Raw genomic sequence first — 16,925 nt, 5'->3', positions numbered from 1 at the left:
AGGCTTGCATGTCAATTCTTGCCTGTCGGTGAATGGAGCGATGTTCAGGGCGAAGGGTCTTGCTGGTCGCCCTCGCGGCGCAGCCGATCGAATACCGGCTCGAATTCCTTAAGCAGGTCGCGAACGACCTTCTGCCGGATGGTGGCGAGGGCAAAGCCGCGAAGCGTGGCGCCGTCGGCGTGCACGACCTCGGTCGCGAGACCGGGCTTGCTGGCGATGATGCGAGCGGCCCAGGCGAAGTCGGCATCCTCCGGGATGACCTTTCTGCCAATATCATGGACGATGAGATCGGAGTTGCTGTCGTCCTCTCGATAGGCCTCGGGAGCCTCTTCGAGTTCGGTGGCCACCTCGTCACGCCACACGGCATAGAGTTCAGCGTAGGTGCGGGGCTTCGGTGTTTTTCTGGTCATGGCGATCTCCTTTGGAGCGCCATTCTCGAAATATCGACAGCAAGGAACCAGCCCCCGCCGACATCGCATCGGAGCGACCGAACACGGAATCCGCGATCCATCGACGTCGTTAACGGAGTCCTTCGGTGGGTTGGCGTCGGAGCCGGTTCGACGCCAACGAAGCTCAGGCCCTCGGCTTCCGTGGAATGTTGTGGGCGTGCCGACACTGGTGCCCATGCCGGCATTCGTCTGTCGACGTCGCGTCGACACTCATCCGACTGTGAGGATGGAAATGCGTTTTATTACAATGCACTAGGTCGTTCTCGGTGTTTGCAGTCAAGGTCGCGCCGATCTATTTCCCGATCGTCCAACGCGGTTGTCGCGGCTCGATGAAAAGCGCCCGGGCCTTCTGAGGGACCCGAGCGCGATCAGAACCGGTCGCCGTTCTCCTGGTGGGGTCACGGCGACCAAACACAACGAGTGAACGTCATGTCTTTCGAGGATGACGGCGGGCTCCCTGCGAGTCAAGCCGACCTCCCGGCAGGCATGATCAAGGAGTCATGTCCGTGAGTACCCAAACCAGCCAGGCGTTCCCCCTGGTTCCTTCCGACCACTTTCCGCCGCCGCCCGTGCCCGAGGTGCCCGCTCCGGCCCCCTTGCCCGAAATGGCAGTAATCGAATTCGGCAAGCCTGACCGCTACGATCTCGCGGTCCCTGTCCTGGTGCCGTCGGGCGCCAGTCGCCTCTCGCCCTTCAATGCGGAGGGCGAGCCTCGTGCGCAGCACGTCTCGACCAAGTCGAGCACCAGTCTGCTGCTCGACCCCAAGACGAGCCGCGTCCTTGTGGCGGAGAGCACGATCGAGAGTAAGGCGGTGTTGGCTTTGATGGCCGACCGCACCATTGCCCATATTCAGGATCAGCCGTCCGGCATCCGCTTCATCGATATCGACGGCGTCGAACGGCTCCACACGTTCGATTTCCGGGCGGAAAGGATCGATGGCGATGCGTTTGCTATCTTCGCCAAGAACAAGGAACGTGCCGAGCGCGAGGATATGCGGGCGCGTGTCCACCTCCTCGCCGACCAGCTGCCCTCCGGCTTCGCGTCCGAGATCGTCGTTCTCACGGAAGAGGACTTCCCCGCCTGGCTGGCGGCCAACAACACCCTGTTGGTCTCGGTGCGCTTCGATCCGCGCACCCATGTCGATGACATGGTCCGCGAGGCTGCTCTGCTGCTCGAGGAACCGATCGCTATCGGCGATCTGGCTTCGAGGCACGGGGGAGGCGGCGTCGCCTTCCGCCCGATCGTGCGTCTGCTTGACGACGGTATCCTCGAACTGGTCGAGCCGGCCCGTATCGATGGTCGCTGCATGGTGCGTCGTACCGCGAAGGGAGCCGCGTGATGAAGCTCCGACCCAAGACGATTGAGATCGGGCCGCTGGCCATCATCGATGGCACCAGGATCTACCGCGTCGTTGCCCAGGGCGACACCGATTTGATCCTTGTGTCGGTGGATTCCGATGCCGAGGATCGCAATCTGCAACGAAGCGAACTGGCGCAGCGCAAGGACGACGGTACCCTGCAGGTGGTCGAAGGCTACTTCCTGCCTGGTGGCAGCATCGCCGGCAAGAAGTCGCGTTACCGAATGCTGGGCGAGTGCAGCGTCGACATCCAGGTCCAGGCCCTCGTCGACCTGGCGTGGGCGCAACATCTCGATGAGTGCCGCAGCAAGACGGGGCAACCTTCCCTTGCCCATGATCCGCTGACCTCGTGGATCGACGCCGAACATCCGGCGATGATCGTGAAGCTGGCACCCGTGCTCGCGCACGTCGACGTCGACGGTGAACGCCGGAAGAATGTCGACGCGGAAAAGGAATCGAAGCGCCGGAAGAACCGCCGGCGGACAGTGATCGATGCTCCCGGCGCCACCGCGCTTCGGGACAACCTGCGCAAGCTCAAGGCCGCCAATTGGGACGTCATGGTCCTCGTTCCCGGCTGGGAGAACTGTACCGAGGGCGGTCGTCGCATCGCGCCGGAAGTGCGCAGGGTGGTCCATCAGGTGGCCGTGGAATACGCCACCGAGAAGGAACCCACCTTCGCAGGGCTGAGGCGCAAGGTGAAGACTGCGTTGTGGGAGATGAAGGAACGGGGCGAGGGCGATTTTCCACTGCCTTGCGCCCAGACCATCGCGCGTATCGTCCGGGAAACGCCAGAGGTCGAACGCGTCATCGGGCGCCGCGACATCAAGGAGGCGCGCCAGAAGCTGGCTCTCGTCGGCGAGGGCCCGAAGTACACCCGGGTGGGCGAGCACGTCACCATGGACTGCTGGAAGATGCAGGTGATGTCCTTGTACAAGGAGAACGGCATCTGGCAACTGCTCGACGACCGGGTCAAGGAGATCATCAAGCCGCTGCGGATCTGGGTTGCGCTGCTGCGCGACAGTGCCACCGGCTGCACTCTCGGCCTGTCGTTCAGCATGACCGAGAGCACCGACGCCGTGATGGGCGCGCAGCGCATGGCCTTCATGGACCGGACAGACATCGCCCGCTACGCCGGTGCCACCAGCGATTGGCTGTTCCCCGTCGGGTTCGACTGCCTCGAAACCGATGGCGGCCCGCCGTTCCGCGGCCATGAGTTCTGGATGGCCGGGGTTTCGCTGATCGGCCACGTGCGCAAGGCCGCAGGTGACCACACCCGCTTGCGCGGTGGGCAGGAAAGGCATTTCGGCAACATCGCCAGAGGGTATCTGCCGGAGTTCACCGGCCAGACCGGGGCGAACCTGATCGAAAGGGGCGATTACGACCCGCAGGTTCGAACCTCGATGGTCGTCGACGCGATCGCCAATGGTCTGATCCTCTGGACCGTCGACATCCACCATCTCACCAAGCCCAAGGCGCCGCTCGCCCAACAGCCGAGGCGGAAGTTCCTCAGGCTGTTCAACGAGACCGGCGCCAAGCCGCCTCCGTCGAAGGAACAGCTTCGAATGGCATTCGGCATCGAGGTCGAGCGCGAACTGGGGCGCTGGGGCATCCGGCATGCCAACGTCATGTACTATCGCAGCCGTCGGCTCGAAGCCTACCTGCAGCAGCACGGACCGCAGACAGTGAAGATCAAGGTCGATCCTCTCGACATCGGGCAGATCAGCGTTCTGCTCGGCAAGGAGTGGGTCACGGTCGGCGGTCCGCCCGAACTCGACGGGGTCGGGCTGACCGAATGGATGGCCTACAACCGTGAGCTCGAGCGTCGCTACCTCGCCGAGGAGGCACTCGACTGGCCGACTGTTGCCAAGGCCATTCGCACTCTTGAGGCGATGAGCGACAAGGGCATCGCAGAGTCCCAGATCCGCGATCTGCAGATCACGAAGAGCAAGATGATCAAGCTCGTGGGATCGCTCAAGCTCAACATCGTCTACGACGACGATCCGCGTGCCCGGAAGACCGTCCCGTCTTTCACCGGCGGTACGCTCGGACGCGTCGTGAAGCCCAGTGGTCAGCAGCCTCCTGCGCTTCCGGCCGCTGTCGCGAGCTCGGACCCGATGTCGACGCAGGACGAGGAGCCCGCGGGGCTCTGGGGACTCGTCTCCAAGGACGACTGATCTCTCGGCGGGCGCGATTTCAGGCACGCACCCGCCTTCTGTCCATTCTCACATGGGTACGCCTTATGGCCCGCCCGCATCCTGAAGAAGGTTTCCTCATGACCACTGAGCCCGAAGTTCTCGACGAGAAGCACCCTTTGCTCGCGTATACGATTGAAAAGCTCGCCCAGCGCAGGTTTCCCACACCTGATCTCGCGCGGGTGGTCGACCGCATCGCCCTGCTGCACGAATCCGTCACGGTCCGAAAGGACAGTTCTTTGCCCTTGGGGCCGTCCAACCGCCTTCACACCACGTGTCTTGCCGTCACGGCGCCGACGTTCCACGGCAAGACCTATTCCATGGATGCCGCGATCGAGAGCCTCACTCCGGTAGCGGTTGGTGATGGCCAGGTCATTCAGAAGAAGATTCTTCGCTACAAGTGCACGCCCAACGCGAGCGTCGGTGCATTTCTCAACGGGCTGCTGCGGCATGCGGGCTATCCGGCCAATCGCGATCTCCCGCCGGGCGTGGCAGCGTCTCGGATCGCCGCCCATTTCCAGCAGGAACAGTTCACCCTCCTGGCAATCGACGAGTTCCAGTGGGCCATCAACCCCGCCGCCTCTCCCGGCCGCTCGCGCGAGCAGGACGAGAACCTCGTCTGGAACACGCTCCACAGCATCATCGACAACGTCGAATGGTCGACGCCGACCGTGGTGAATGGTTTGCCTGGCATTGTAGATTCTCTGAACCACGACACGGCTGAACGCGCGGCCATCAGGAGCCGGTTCGACGTCATGTCCATGGCGAGCATGACCATCGGCCACGCAAAGGATGCAAAAGATATTGTCGATCTCTACTGCAAGGATGTCGGGGTCACGGTTGCCATCCATTCGGATTTCGTCCTCGGCAAGCGTCTGACGCATGCCTCGAACTATACGCTCGGCATCGTGCTGCGGCTCGCGAGGCTCGCGATTGCTCGAGCTGCCCTGCGCCCCGATCGCACGTTGACGGCGAAGGACTTCGTCGACGCCTATGCGACGAAGACGGGATGCCGTCTGCAGGCAAACCCCTTTCACGCCGATGACTGGCCACAGATCGATCCTACGTTGCTGATGGCGCAGACTGCCGATCAGCGGCGTACCGACAAGGCAGAGAAGGTCGATGAGCCCCGGAGGTCCAGGAAGTGACGCCGAGCATCGAACCGCTGAAGAAGACCTTGCATCTCGGTGAGGGTGAAACCGGAACTGGCTTCGCGTGCCGGGTCGCTACCCTCTGGCGCGCGCCCTCATCCACGATCTTCTGGGAGGATGTGGGCATTCCATTCAACTCCATCGCCAAGGGGGAGGAGTCTGCGATCCGGGCATTGGCGGACGTGACGGGTGCCGATTTCGGGGAGCTCAGACGTTGGTCACCGGTCTGGCTGGACAGGGGGAACTACCGCCTCGGCGATGAGCTCGTGTCCAGGACGGTCCTCGTTCGTGGGCGATTTCGTCTCTGTCCGGAGTGTGCGGTGGAAGACATGGCGCAGAACCCTCATCTGCGCCACGATCAGGCCGTGCATGGGCGTTTGGTCTGGCAGTTCATGCCGATTGCGACGTGCCACAGGCACTCGCGCAGTCTGGTCGAGATCGTGTCCGATCTTCCCGCACGTTTCGACTTCCACGATTTTGGCCTTCGGGTGGGGGACGCACTGCTCGATCTGGACCGGCTGATGCATCAATCGCGGATCCGCCCGACGTCTGCGTGCGAGCGTTATTGCCAGGATCGATTGGAGGGAAAGTCGACCGATGTCCCTCTCCTCGACAAGATGCGGCTTCATCACGTCGCCGGGGGATCCCTGGTGTTTGGCCGCGTCTCGCTGTTCGGGCCGAAGCGGCGCCAGGCCGATTTGACCGAGCACGAGATCTATCTGGCGAGGGAGGAGGGGTTCCGTATCCTGGCAGAAGGTCCGCCCGCGATCCGGCGGCTGTTCGAGAGGCTGATGGTCGAGTCTTCGGAGAGGCTTACGCGCAGCCATACGATCACCGGCACCTTGGGCCACATCATCGGTTGGCTGGAACAGAGCCTTGGCGATGACACGGATCGAGATGAACTGAGGACCATCGTCGCTCGCCAGGCGTTCTCGACCTTTCCAGGAGCGGGTGGCGAAACCCTGTTCGGCGTCACCAATTCCAGCCCGCCGATGTTGACCGTGCACGACGTCGAGCGGCGATATGGTGTGGATTGGGTCACGGCCACGAGGGTGGCGACACTGGCTGGAGTCCTCAGGCACATCCGCGCCGGTGATGCACCTGGTCCCAGGATCATCGCTGCGGAGGATGCCGAGCGGTTGTTCGCGAAGTTCGTCGATGTGGTCTCTGTGACCGTGCTCGCCCACGAGATCGGCGCCACGCAGAAGCAACTCGTGGCCCTGGCCGATGCCGGTATTCTGAAGCCGGCATTCGACGCGCCCGGAGTGGTGATGTCGTTCCGGCGATCCGACGTGGACGCACTCTTGGGCATGCTCACGAGAAACGCTACGCCCGTCGTCCAACGCGATACGAGCATGGTGAGCATTCGTCGCGCAGCTTGGCGATCAGCGCCGAAATTCATCGAGCTTGTTCGTCGAATTCTCGACGGCGATATCGGGTGGTTGGGTCGCCTTCCCCAAGGGCGCCTACTGGAGGCGCTCGTTGCCGAACGTGATGAAGTCGGCGCCTCATTCGTCAGGCCTGCCCCGGTGGATGGAACCGTGAGCGTCACGGACCTATGCGCTCGATGGAAGGTCAAGTCCGAGGCAGTGGTAGGATTGGTGGAGCGACGCAGGTTAGCCGCCGTGCAGATCGGGGGGCGCGGCCGGCGATACCGTATCCGTTGGGCCTCGGCCGAAAGCTTCGAGCGCACTCATATCTCGGTGCAAGCCCTGGCGCTCCTGCGGAACCAGGATTGGAAAACCGTGAAGCCGATGGTCGAGCGTCACGAAATCTCGAGGGCATTCCCGGGACTTCGAGGATGCTTCTACCTGAGGGATGAGCTCGAAAGAGCCAACCTCATTTAGTGACCGGTTGACGGGGTCGGGACGCGGTTCCGGCCCCTTTTTTTGCCTGGATTCAGAGCGCATCTTGTTCATAGCAGAGCGAAAGTCGATCATTCGCCTGTCTTGAAAGTCCCGGATTTCTGGGCTTTTCTGAGGGGTGAGGAGCGAATCTTTTTCATTCCTGGCACCAGCTAGCGCTTCATTTCGATATGCGATTTCACCGGCTTGCCGGAATCGGGGTCGTCGATGGTGGTGTCGACGACGACGCGGCCGGCGCTCAGTTTCATGATCGAGGTGCCGGTGGCGAGGCCGCGGATCTTGGCGGCGAAGGTGAGCGTGCTGCCGCCGCGGGTGCCGATGGTGACGATGCCGGTGGGCGAGGTGGCCTCGTAGCGCTTCGCCTTGTCGTTGTAGGCGATGTCGCCGGAGAAGCTTTGCGGGCCGATCTCCTCGACGTCGCATTTGCCGCGATAGCTGGCTCCTGCCGTCGTGGTGCGGATGGACAGCGTGCAGCTCAGCGCGCCGCTGCGGCTGCCGGTCAGCTTGCCGGCGCCGCTGTAGCTGCCGGCGAGCTTGGCGAGAAAGGCGTCCTCGGCGGTGCCGGCCAGGGCGGGTGCAACGCTCAGCGTCAGGGCGGCGGCGAAAACAAGCGACAGGCTGCGGATCATGTGAGGCTCCCTCAAGCTCAACGAGGAGCATGACATGCCAGGCCTGCGTCGGGGAGGCGTCGCAGGGTCTTTCCACGGAAAGGCGCGGCGACCGCCGGCCCTGCGCCGTCAACCGCGCTTCGGTTCAGACGATCGGCGGCACGCTGCCATAGACGCTGCGGTAGTCGCGGATCTGGTCCGCCGAATAGGCGGGCGCGTCCTCGTCGAAGCCGCGCCAGCCTTCGGCGAGATAGTCGGCCCGGCGGGCGTCGATGTCGACGCCGTCGGCGTGCCGCAGAATGGCGGCGATGCTGTCGGCGCGCGTCTCGTCAGCCCGCACGCTGACCAGCGTGCCGCCGCGGCGCACGCCTTCGGCATAGACATGGGCCTGTTCTTCCGGCACGCCGGCATTGGCGAGCGCGCCGAGCAGGCCGCCGGCCGCGCCGCCCACGGCCGCGCCGGCCAGCGCGCCGATGGCGGTGGCGAGCAGCCAGCCGCCGGCCACCACCGGGCCGATGCCGGGAATGGCGAGCGCGCCCAGCCCGGCGAGCAGGCCGGCGCCGCCGCCGGCGACGGCACCGACGCCCGCGCCGGCCGCAGCGCCTTCCTCGGCGTCGAGATCGGTGTCGATGTCGCCGGCGACGTTGTTGGCGACCACCGAGATGTCGGCGCTGTCGATGCCGGCGTCGCGCACGGCGCGCACGGCCGAGGCGGCGTGCTCATAGGTGTCGAACAAGGCGGTGATGGTGCGCATGAGTCCCTCCGCGAAATCTGCTGCAACAGGCGCGCGAGGGGACCGCGCGCCGACTGTGAGGCAAACTCCGGGCGGGCGGATTGCGTTCCCTCGGCCGTCAGGCGGCGGCCGGCTCGAGCCGGCGGGCGCGCACCCAGCGCAGGATCATCAGCAGGCTGAGCACCAGGATCGGCGCCATGCCGAAATTGAGCAGGGTCCAGCCGGCATTCTGCAGCGCCAGGCCGGCCGACAGCGCGCCGGCGGAGCCCGCGAGGTTGTTGAACAGCCCGCTGATCGCCTGCGTCTTCGGCCGCTCGTTGGGCCGATAGGATTGCGCCAGGAGCGTCGTTCCAGAAACGATCATCAGGTTCCAGCCGACGCCGAGCAGGAACAGCGCGGCGTAGAACGCCGGCAGCGCCGTCGAGGCGATGGCGGTGGCGGCGCAGACCAGCAGCAGCGCCATGCCGGTCGCCAGCACCGGCCAGACGCCGAACCTCGCGACCAGCCGGCCGGAAAAGAACGACGGCACGAACATGCCGATCAAATGCATCTGGATGATGTGGGCGCCGTCCTCGATGGGGTAGCCGCAGGCCACGGCGGCGAGCGGCGCGGCGGTCATCACCAGCGTCATCGCGGCGGCCGAGGCCATGGTGGTGGCAACGCCGGCGCCGAAGATCGGCTGGCGCATGATCTCGCGCAGCGGCCGCGGCGGCACATCGCTGACGATCGCCACCGGCTCGACGTCGCGATAGAGCGCCAGCACCAGGGCGGTGGCGACGAGCGCCAGCACCGCCACCAGCATGTAGGCGCCGGCGAACATCACGCCGGGGATCAGCGTGCTGGTGAGCGCCGCCAGCGCCGGCCCGGCCAGGGCCGCCAGCACGCCGCCGGCGAGCACGGTGGAGATGGCGCGGCTCTTGAACTCGGCGGTCACCGAATCGGCGGCGGCGATGGAGTAATATTGGGCAAAGCCCTGGTAGGCGCCGATCAGCGCCGTGCCGAGGCAGAACAGCCAGAAACTGGCGTGGAACACCGCAAACACCGAGATCAGTCCGCCGACCGCGCCGCAGAGCGAGCCGACGGCGAAGCCGAGGCGGCGGCCGAGCCGGCCCAGCACATAGGCGGCGAACACGGTGACGATGGCGGCGCCGACGGTGATCAGCGCGAAGGGCAGGGTGGCCAGCGCCTTGTCGGGGGCGAGCTGGTAGCCGGTGATGCCGGTCAGAGTCAGGTCGACCGAGATGCCGCAGACATAGAGCCCCTGGCTCAAGGCGAGCACGAAGGCGTTGCGGCTGCCGGGGCCGTGCGGGGCGAACGAAGCGAGGGACATGCTGGGCCGGGAAAACAAGGGACTGCCCGCGATTATCGGCGTGTTCGCGGCCGGCAGCAATGGCCATCCGCCGGCCGGCGCGGACGATTGACGCTGTCGCGAGGCGCAGCTAAACAGCCGCCCGTGCGTTCCAAAAAACCTGAGCTCTGACCCGCCGGCGTCCTGTTCATCGGACGTGAAGAGGCCCTCTGCGACTGCCGGCCATCCCTGCCGGACGACGCCCTTGGGATCGCATCCAGACGAGACCGGGTTTCTCAGGAGTTTATAGATGACCCCCGCGCAAAAGCCGCTGTGGCAGCGGTTCCTTCTGTTCCTCGTGCCGCTGATGGTCAGCAACATCCTGCAGGCCATGAGCGGCACCATCAACAACATCTATATCGGCCAGTTGGTGGGCGTGGATGCGCTCGCCGCCACCGCGGCGTTCTTTCCCATCCTGTTCTTCCTGATGAGCTTCATCATCGGGCTCGCCTCGGGCTCGACCGTGCTCATCGGCCAGGCCTGGGGCGCCAAGAACGAGCTCAAGGTCAAGGAGATCGCCGGCACCACCATGACGGTGACGTTCCTCGCCGGCGTCGTGGTCGCGGTGCTCGGCACCATCTTCATCCGCCAGATCATGAGCGTGCTCGGCGCGCCGGCCAACATCCTCGACCAGTCGACGACCTACGGGCTGATCATCCTCATCGGCATGCCCGGCTTCTTCGTCTACCTGATCGCCACCTCGATCCTGCGCGGCGTGGGCGACACCACCACGCCGCTGGTGGCGCTGATCATGTCGATCCTCGTCGGCCTCGTGGTCACGCCCGCCTTCATCCTGGGCTGGGGCGGGCTGCCGAAGCTCGGACTCTACGCGGCGGCGGTGGCGTTCATCATCGGCTTCGTCGTGGTGCTGGTGTTTCTGTTCTTCTACCTCCGGGCGCGCAAGCATCCGCTGGCGCCCGACCGGGTGTTCCTCACGCATCTGGGCATCGATTTCGGCCTGCTGCGCACCATCCTCCGCCTCGGCGTGCCGGCCGGCGTGCAGATGATCGTGTCGTCGGTCGCGGCCATCGTCGTCGTCGGCATCATCAATCGCTTCGGCTCCGACGCCACCGCCGCCTATGGCGCGGTGGGGCAGGTGATGAGCTATGTGCAGTTCCCGGCCATGTCGATCGGCATCGCCGCCTCGATCTTCGGGGCGCAGGCCATCGGCGCCGGGCAGCAGGACCAGCTCGGCCGCATCACGCGCACGGCGATGGTGATGAACCTCATCATCACCGGTGCGCTGATCCTTCTTGCCTACATCTTCAGCCAGACGCTGGTGCAGCTTTTCATCACCGAGCCCAAGGTGGTGGAGATGACCGAAACGCTGCTCCACATCGTGCTGTGGAGCGTCCTGATGTTCGGCTTCGCGGTAATCCTGTCGGGCATCATGCGCGCCTCGGGCGACGTGCTGATCCCGATGCTGATCAGCCTGGGCACCATCGTCATCGTCGAAACGCCGCTGGCGCTCTACCTGTCGACGACGTGGCTGGGCCTCAACGGCATCTGGACCGGCTACGCCACCAGCTTCTGCACCATGTTCGTGCTGCAGGGGATCTATTACTGGTTCTTCTGGCGCAAGAAGCCGATCAAGAAGCTGGTGTAGTGCGCCGCCGGCGCCCTCAGCTGGCGGCGCCGGCGTAGCGCCGGGGCTCGGGCTGCGCCGCCTCGCCGGCGTTGTGCAGGCGGTCGTAATTGGCGCGTGCCTCGTTCACCGAGTGCATGTGCCGCGCCGCCCAGTTCCACAATTCGTCGAGCGGATCGGTCAGCGTGCGGCCGAGCTCGGTGAGCTGGTATTCGACGCGCGGCGGAATCTCGGGATAGACGGTGCGGATCACCAGTCCGTCGCGCTCGAGATTGCGCAGCGTCAGCGTCAGCATGCGCTGGCTGATGCCGCCGATCGAATGGCGCAATTCGTTGAAGCGCATGGTCTTTCTGGTCAGGTGCCCGACCACCATGACGCTCCATTTGTCGCCGATGCGGTTGAGGATGTCGCCCATGGCGCCGCAGATCTGCACCTGGTCGCCTTCCACTCTGTAGCCCATCTGAGCCTCCGTCGTTTCCGCCAATATAGGGTAGGTTACTGTCTGTGCCTAGGGCTCAGAACGTTATTGTTGACAGCCCTCCGCCGGCGATGGCTTTTCGGGCAGGCGTCAGCGGGAGGCCCAAGCATGAGCGAAGACCGGATCCACGAGCTCGTGGAGCAGATGACTCTCGCCGAACAGGTGAGCCTGCTGTCGGGCGAGGATTTCTGGTCGCTGCCGGCGGTGGTGCGGCTCGGCATCCATAAGCTCAGGGTCACCGACGGGCCGAACGGCGCGCGCGGCGGCGGCGGGCTGGTCGGCGGGATGAAGTCGGCGGCGTTTCCGGTCGGCATCGCCATCGGCGCGAGCTGGAACCCGGCGCTGGCGCAGGAGATCGGCGGCGCCTTGGCCGACGAGGTCAGGTCGAAGGGCGCGCATGTGTCGCTGTCGCCGACGGTCAACATCCACCGCTCGGTCACCAATGGGCGCAATTTCGAGTGCTATTCGGAAGATCCGGTGCTGGCGGCGCAGCTCGCCGTCGGCTTCATCGCCGGGCTGCAGCAGCAGGGGATCGGCGCCACCATCAAGCATTTCGTCGGCAACGAATCCGAGATCGAGCGCACCACCATGAGCTCGGTGATCGATGAGCGGACGATGCGCGAGATCTACCTGGTGCCGTTCGAGCAGGCGGTGAAGGTCGCCGGCACCTGGGGCATCATGAGCTCGTACAACCGGCTCAACGGCACCTACACCAGCGAGAACCACTGGCTGCTGACCGAGGTGCTGCGCAACCAGTGGCACTATACGGGCGTGGTGATGTCGGACTGGTTCGGCTCGCATGCGACCGCGCCCACGGTCAATGCCGGGCTCGACCTCGAAATGCCCGGCCCGCCGCGCGATCGCGGGCAGAAGCTGGTGGAGGCGGTCGAGGCGGGCCTCGTCAGCCGCGAGACGGTGCGCGAGCGCGTCCTCAACGTGCTGCGGCTCGCCATGCGCACCGGCGCCATCGACGACGACCGGGTGTGGGAGGAGCGCGCCGACGACCGGCCGGCTCATCGCGCGCTGATCCGCCGCGCCGGCGCCGAGGGCGCGGTGCTGCTCAAGAACGATGCTCTGTTGCCGCTCGATGGCGCGACGGCGGGCACCATCGCCGTCATCGGCCCCAATGCGAAAGTTGCGCAGATCATGGGCGGCGGCAGCGCGCAGCTCAATCCGCATTACGCGGTGTCGCCCTGGGACGGGCTGGCCGCGGCGCTCGGCGAAAGCCGGCTGCGCTTCGCGCAGGGCGTCACCAATCATCGCTTCGAGCCGCTGCTCCACTCCGAGTTCCGGGTCGACTATTTCAATTCGCCCGATCTCAGCGGCGAGGTGGTGCATCGCGACACGCAGCAGGGCAGCGAGGCGTTCCTCTTCGGTGCGGTGGGCGGCGGCAAGGTCGATCCGCAGCGCTGGTCGGCGCGCTTCACCACGCGCTTCGTCCCCGCCGCAAGCGGCGAGCATCGCGTCGGCATCGCGGCTGCGGGCCATGCGCGCGTCAAGATCGACGGCGTGCTGGTCGCCGACGATTGGAGCCAGTGGAAGAAGGGCCGCACCTTCTTCGAGGAAGGCAGCGACGAGGTGGTTGGCGTCATCGCGCTCGAGGCGGGCCGGAGCTACACCGTCGAGCTCGAATTCGCGGTCAAGCCGGCCGCGACGCTGGCGTTCTCGGCCTTCCGCCTCGGCATCGGCCTGCCGCTCGGCGACGACGCCATCGCCGAGGCGGTGCGCGTCGCCAGGGCGGCCGACATCGCCGTGCTCTGCGTCGGGCGCACCGGCGAGTGGGACACCGAAGGCAGCGACCTCGAGACCATCACGCTGCCCGGCCGGCAGGACGAGCTGGTGCAGGCCGTCGCCGCCGTCAACCCGCGCACCATCGTGGTGCTGCAGACCGGCGGTCCGGTGGAGATGCCGTGGCTCGATCAGGTCGGCGCCGTGCTGCAGGCATGGTATCCAGGACAGGAGGCGGGCAACGCCATCGCCGACGTGCTGCTCGGCGTGGCCGAGCCGGGCGGCCGGCTGCCGCAGAGCTTTCCGGTGCGCTGGAGCGACAATCCAGTGCATTCGCAGGATCGCGAGATCTATCCCGGCCTCAACGGCCGTGTGCGCTACGAGGAGGGCGTGTTCGTCGGCTATCGCCATTACGACCGGCACGGCATCGTGCCGCTGTTCCCGTTCGGCTACGGCCTCGGCTACACCAGCTTTACGCTCGGCGACCTCGCGATCGACGACGATGCGTTCGAGAGCGACGGCCGGGTGGTGGTGTGTGCCAGCCTCACCAACACCGGCGCTCGCCGCGGGTCGACGGTGGTGCAGCTCTATGTCGGGGACGAGGCCGCCTCGGTGCCGCGCCCGGTCAAGGAGCTCAAGGCGTTCGACAAGGTGGCGCTGGAGCCGGGCGAAAGCCGGCGCCTGCGCTTCGACCTGGGCCCCCGCGACTTCGCCTTCTTCGAGGTCGGTGAGGGGATGTGGGCGGTGGAGCCGGGCGCCTTCAGCCTGTTCCTCGGCCTGTCGGCCGCCGACATCCGGCTCTCCGGCGTCGTGCGGCGGAGCAGCGCCCTGCGCCTGCCGGTCTGAAGGTCCCGCGGCCGCAGCGAGCAGTTCAAAAGCGCGTCATAGCGGGCGTGCGTCCTTGAGGCGGCCACACTCCGGCGTTAGAAGCAGGCCTCTGATTTTGCGACGGAAGTTTCCCCTCATGCGGACTGCGCGATTCGCCCGGACACTGGCTCTGTGCCTCGCACTGCTCGCTTCCGCCATCGCCCCCGCCGCCGCCACGCCGATGCTGCTGCTCGATGCCACGACGCTGCAGGTGCTGTACGCGCAGGACGCCGGCCAGCCCTGGCATCCGGCCTCGGTCACCAAGCTGATGACGGCCTACCTCGCCTTTGCCGCGATCAAGGCCGGTCGCGTGACGCTCGATACCCCAGTCACCATCAGCCAGCATGCCTGGAACCAGGAGCCGGCCAAGTCCGGCCTCGAAGTCGGCGAGTCCGTCAGCCTCAAGGACGCGCTCTACATCATGCTGGTCAAGTCGGCCAACGACATGGCCGTCGCCATCGCCGAGACCATCGGCGGCAACGAGAAGGCGTTCGTCGCGCAGATGAATCTGATGGCGCAGCAGATGGGGATGACGGCGACGCATTACGACAATGCCAACGGCCTCAAGAGCCCGGGCCAGATCAGCTCGGCGCGCGACCTCGCCATCATCGCGCTCTACGTCAAGCGCGACTTCCCGCAATACCAGCCGATGTTCGAAACGCAGTGGGTGCAATTGGGCGCGCACAAGCTCGAGACCAGCAACGGCCTGCTGCAGCATTTCGAGGGCGTCACCGGCATGAAGACCGGCTACATCTGCTCGTCGGGCCTCAACATCGTCGCCACGCTCGAACGCAACGGCCACTCGCTGCTGGCGGTAGTGCTGGGCGCCTCCTCGGTGCGCGAGCGCAACGAGATGACGGCGCAGCTTTTCCTCCGCGGCCTCGCCGGCGAGCTGAAGCCGACCGGCCAGACGGTGCTCGACATCAAGGATCTCGCTACCGATCCGGTCGACATGAGCCCGCTGATCTGCGGCAAGAAGGCCAAGGCCTATGTGAAGCAGCGCATGGCCGATTTCCCCTACGGCCTCAAGGGCAAGCCGAGCTTTCTGAGCGACAGGATCGCCGGCCCGACCTATATCGCCACCGAGCTCAGCAAGGTGGTGGACATCCCCATGCCGCGGCCGCGCCCGGACAACGGCGTCGCCGCCGTCGCCTCGAACTAGAGCGCCTTTACAATCGTAAAGCTGAACGCGTCGCCGCTGCTGTCCGCGGTGCAGGCATGCCCGTGCTGCGTGCAGTAGAGCGGGATATCCACCTTGGCCATCGGGTCGGTGGCGAGTACCGTGAGGGTCGCGCCTGCCGACAGCTGCGCCAGGCGCTTTTCCAGCTTCAGCACCGGCAGCGGGCATTTGAGCCCGCGTGCGTCGAGCACCTCGTCAGGCAAGGACGATCACCCAGTAGACGCCATAGGGCGAGGCGGCATCGTACACTGCCGCAACACCCGCTCTGGTGGCGGCGCGGTCGGTGAGCGCCGGCGCGTCGGCGGGCGAATTGCGCCAGCCCGAGAACGTTTCGGCGAAGGTGAAATAGCCGGCCGAATAGCGGATCTGCGCGATGCCGGCGGGCTTGGCCGGCTGCTTGCCGGTCTTGGCATATTGCATGGCGAGCTGCTGCGCCTGCGCGTCGAGCCCGGCGTCCTCGGTCAGCGCCGCGGCGCCGCTCTGCGTGCGGTAATTGTTGACGATCCCCAGCGCTTCGGCGCGGTTGAGCTGCGCGCCGGGCATGTCCATGCGCTGCGCCAGCCCCGGCGACAGGGCGCCGCCGCTCGAACAGGCTCCCAAAGCGAGGGCCGCAACGAGGGGCAGGGCACGGAGCATGGCGAAGGTCATGGGGCGGAGGTCCTTGTGAACGAAGCAGGCAGGCTGAGACCACAACGCGATTAACGCGGCGGCAATGCGGCGGCAACCGGGCATCGCCGCCTGCCCCGCCGATGCCACACCTGAATGGCGGATAAAACGCGCGCTCAGTGTCGGTTCAAGCGCCGGACGCGACAAGGCGGGCAACGGACGGAACGCACCGTCCAGCCATCAACCCGAGGATTTTCGCCATGTCCAATCTGCACAAGCTCGCCGTCGTCGGCCTCGCCACCGCTGTCACCCTGTCGCTCGCCTCCGGCGCCTTCGCCCTGTCCCTCATCAAGCCCGTCCTCAAGCAGGCGCATCATACCCAGGCGCTGGATTGCACGGTGCGCGGCTTCGACCTGATCATCACCAATTTCGGCGACGACAACGCCGATTCCGGCCGCCAGGTGGCGTGGGCCGTCTCGACCGGCGACAACGGCACCATGCTGCTGCCCAAGATGCTCGCCCCGGGCGAGCGGCTGCTGGTCGCCGACGCGCTGACCGATTTCGCCGCCCGCGGCTCGCGCTGCCAGGTCGACTACATCTGACCCGTTCCCCCGGCGCATCTCCAATGCGCCCGCCCCTCCGGCTTCCCCCGCCGGAGGGGTTTTGCGTGCGCATGACGGGAAGCTGGTGACCCCGATGAGATTCGAACTCATGGCCTTAGGATTAGGAATCCTACGCTCTATCCTGCTGAGCTACGGGGTCGGCGCGGCGGACCAT

Annotated in this window: 15 protein-coding genes and 1 tRNA gene; 8 read left to right on the top strand and 8 right to left on the bottom strand. The window is 65.8% G+C overall.

Translation table 11 applies throughout. The features are described 5' to 3' along the window. Positions 1-44: 44 nt before the first annotated feature. Positions 45-410: a hypothetical protein gene (locus tag BGO82_RS14395; protein ID WP_291306297.1), complete on the bottom strand. Its 366-nt coding sequence runs from the start codon at positions 408-410 to the stop codon at positions 45-47. A gap of 545 nt (positions 411-955) precedes the next feature. Between BGO82_RS14395 and BGO82_RS14390 the strand changes: the two genes are divergently transcribed. From BGO82_RS14390 to BGO82_RS14375, 4 genes are all read left to right on the top strand, one after another. Next, positions 956-1,789 carry a hypothetical protein gene (locus BGO82_RS14390; RefSeq protein ID WP_291306296.1) on the top strand — a complete coding sequence of 278 codons (834 nt, stop codon included), beginning with the start codon at positions 956-958 and terminating at the stop codon, positions 1,787-1,789. Next, positions 1,789-3,981 carry a hypothetical protein gene (locus tag BGO82_RS14385; protein ID WP_291306295.1) on the top strand — a complete coding sequence of 731 codons (2,193 nt, stop codon included), beginning with the start codon at positions 1,789-1,791 and terminating at the stop codon, positions 3,979-3,981. Before BGO82_RS14390 ends, BGO82_RS14385 begins: the two co-directional genes overlap by 1 nt. A gap of 98 nt (positions 3,982-4,079) precedes the next feature. Continuing rightward, entirely contained in the window at positions 4,080-5,147 is a 1,068-nt protein-coding gene (locus BGO82_RS14380; protein ID WP_291306294.1) for a TniB family NTP-binding protein, read from the top strand. Beyond that, entirely contained in the window at positions 5,144-6,997 is a 1,854-nt protein-coding gene (locus BGO82_RS14375) for a TniQ family protein (protein WP_291306293.1), read from the top strand. Before BGO82_RS14380 ends, BGO82_RS14375 begins: the two co-directional genes overlap by 4 nt. Before the next feature lie 170 nt (positions 6,998-7,167). Here BGO82_RS14375 and BGO82_RS14370 read toward each other — a convergent pair whose 3' ends face one another. The 3 genes from BGO82_RS14370 to BGO82_RS14360 all read right to left on the bottom strand — a co-directional run bounded on the left by BGO82_RS14370 (position 7,168) and on the right by BGO82_RS14360 (position 9,686). Next, the gene (locus BGO82_RS14370; protein ID WP_291306292.1) at positions 7,168-7,644 is read right to left on the bottom strand and encodes a hypothetical protein; all 477 of its coding nucleotides are present in this window, start codon (positions 7,642-7,644) and stop codon (positions 7,168-7,170) included. A gap of 124 nt (positions 7,645-7,768) precedes the next feature. Continuing rightward, positions 7,769-8,377: a hypothetical protein gene (locus BGO82_RS14365; protein WP_291306291.1), complete on the bottom strand. Its 609-nt coding sequence runs from the start codon at positions 8,375-8,377 to the stop codon at positions 7,769-7,771. Positions 8,378-8,474: 97 nt separating this feature from the next. After that, complete coding sequence (locus BGO82_RS14360) at positions 8,475-9,686, bottom strand: MFS transporter (RefSeq protein ID WP_291306290.1); 1,212 nt, start codon at positions 9,684-9,686, stop codon at positions 8,475-8,477. Between the two features lie 268 nt (positions 9,687-9,954). Here BGO82_RS14360 and BGO82_RS14355 point away from each other — a divergent pair, with 268 nt between their 5' ends. Continuing rightward, entirely contained in the window at positions 9,955-11,310 is a 1,356-nt protein-coding gene (locus tag BGO82_RS14355; RefSeq protein ID WP_291306289.1) for an MATE family efflux transporter, read from the top strand. A gap of 16 nt (positions 11,311-11,326) precedes the next feature. On the opposite strand, the gene BGO82_RS14350 is transcribed toward BGO82_RS14355, so the two are convergent. Beyond that, positions 11,327-11,749, bottom strand: coding sequence for a helix-turn-helix domain-containing protein (locus tag BGO82_RS14350; RefSeq protein ID WP_291306288.1), 423 nt, complete (start codon positions 11,747-11,749; stop codon positions 11,327-11,329). A 126-nt stretch (positions 11,750-11,875) separates the two neighbouring features. On the opposite strand from BGO82_RS14350, the gene BGO82_RS14345 reads away from it, so the two are divergent. Both BGO82_RS14345 and BGO82_RS14340 read left to right on the top strand, forming a co-directional pair. Further along, positions 11,876-14,341, top strand: coding sequence for a glycoside hydrolase family 3 C-terminal domain-containing protein (locus tag BGO82_RS14345; protein ID WP_291306287.1), 2,466 nt, complete (start codon positions 11,876-11,878; stop codon positions 14,339-14,341). A gap of 118 nt (positions 14,342-14,459) precedes the next feature. Beyond that, positions 14,460-15,524, top strand: a complete 1,065-nt coding sequence (locus BGO82_RS14340) for a D-alanyl-D-alanine carboxypeptidase family protein (protein WP_291306286.1) — start codon at positions 14,460-14,462, stop codon at positions 15,522-15,524. On the opposite strand, the gene BGO82_RS14335 is transcribed toward BGO82_RS14340, so the two are convergent. Next, a complete protein-coding gene (locus BGO82_RS14335; RefSeq protein WP_291306285.1) occupies positions 15,521-15,745 on the bottom strand; it encodes a sulfurtransferase TusA family protein in 225 nt (74 codons plus the stop codon). The two genes, BGO82_RS14340 and BGO82_RS14335, sit on opposite strands and share 4 nt — an antisense overlap. Beyond that, positions 15,738-16,190 (bottom strand): CAP domain-containing protein, encoded by a 453-nt coding sequence (locus BGO82_RS14330; protein ID WP_291306284.1) that lies wholly within the window; start codon positions 16,188-16,190, stop codon positions 15,738-15,740. The genes BGO82_RS14335 and BGO82_RS14330 overlap by 8 nt, the downstream gene beginning before the upstream one ends. A 218-nt stretch (positions 16,191-16,408) precedes the next feature. Here BGO82_RS14330 and BGO82_RS14325 point away from each other — a divergent pair, with 218 nt between their 5' ends. Then, a complete protein-coding gene (locus BGO82_RS14325; RefSeq protein WP_291306283.1) occupies positions 16,409-16,750 on the top strand; it encodes a hypothetical protein in 342 nt (113 codons plus the stop codon). A gap of 83 nt (positions 16,751-16,833) precedes the next feature. Here the strand turns inward: BGO82_RS14325 and BGO82_RS14320 are convergent. Further along, a tRNA-Arg gene (locus BGO82_RS14320) sits at positions 16,834-16,910 on the bottom strand. Positions 16,911-16,925 lie beyond the last annotated feature (15 nt).

Origin of the sequence: Devosia sp. 67-54 (genome assembly GCF_001899075.1) — a bacterium.
Classification (GTDB): domain Bacteria; phylum Pseudomonadota; class Alphaproteobacteria; order Rhizobiales; family Devosiaceae; genus Devosia_A.
This window is presented reverse-complemented; position numbering and strand designations above follow the sequence as displayed.

Excerpts from the sequence above, each read along its gene's own strand:
- BGO82_RS14395 (WP_291306297.1), bottom strand. The coding sequence starts at position 410 with ATGACCAGAAAAACACCGAAGCCCCGCACCTACGCTGAACTCTATGCC.
- BGO82_RS14385 (WP_291306295.1), top strand. The coding sequence starts at position 1,789 with ATGAAGCTCCGACCCAAGACGATTGAGATCGGGCCGCTGGCCATCATC.
- BGO82_RS14380 (WP_291306294.1), top strand. The coding sequence starts at position 4,080 with ATGACCACTGAGCCCGAAGTTCTCGACGAGAAGCACCCTTTGCTCGCG.
- BGO82_RS14370 (WP_291306292.1), bottom strand. The coding sequence starts at position 7,644 with ATGATCCGCAGCCTGTCGCTTGTTTTCGCCGCCGCCCTGACGCTGAGC.
- BGO82_RS14365 (WP_291306291.1), bottom strand. The coding sequence starts at position 8,377 with ATGCGCACCATCACCGCCTTGTTCGACACCTATGAGCACGCCGCCTCG.
- BGO82_RS14360 (WP_291306290.1), bottom strand. The coding sequence starts at position 9,686 with ATGTCCCTCGCTTCGTTCGCCCCGCACGGCCCCGGCAGCCGCAACGCC.
- BGO82_RS14355 (WP_291306289.1), top strand. The coding sequence starts at position 9,955 with ATGACCCCCGCGCAAAAGCCGCTGTGGCAGCGGTTCCTTCTGTTCCTC.
- BGO82_RS14350 (WP_291306288.1), bottom strand. The coding sequence starts at position 11,749 with ATGGGCTACAGAGTGGAAGGCGACCAGGTGCAGATCTGCGGCGCCATG.
- BGO82_RS14345 (WP_291306287.1), top strand. The coding sequence starts at position 11,876 with ATGAGCGAAGACCGGATCCACGAGCTCGTGGAGCAGATGACTCTCGCC.
- BGO82_RS14340 (WP_291306286.1), top strand. The coding sequence starts at position 14,460 with ATGCGGACTGCGCGATTCGCCCGGACACTGGCTCTGTGCCTCGCACTG.
- BGO82_RS14330 (WP_291306284.1), bottom strand. The coding sequence starts at position 16,190 with ATGACCTTCGCCATGCTCCGTGCCCTGCCCCTCGTTGCGGCCCTCGCT.
- BGO82_RS14325 (WP_291306283.1), top strand. The coding sequence starts at position 16,409 with ATGTCCAATCTGCACAAGCTCGCCGTCGTCGGCCTCGCCACCGCTGTC.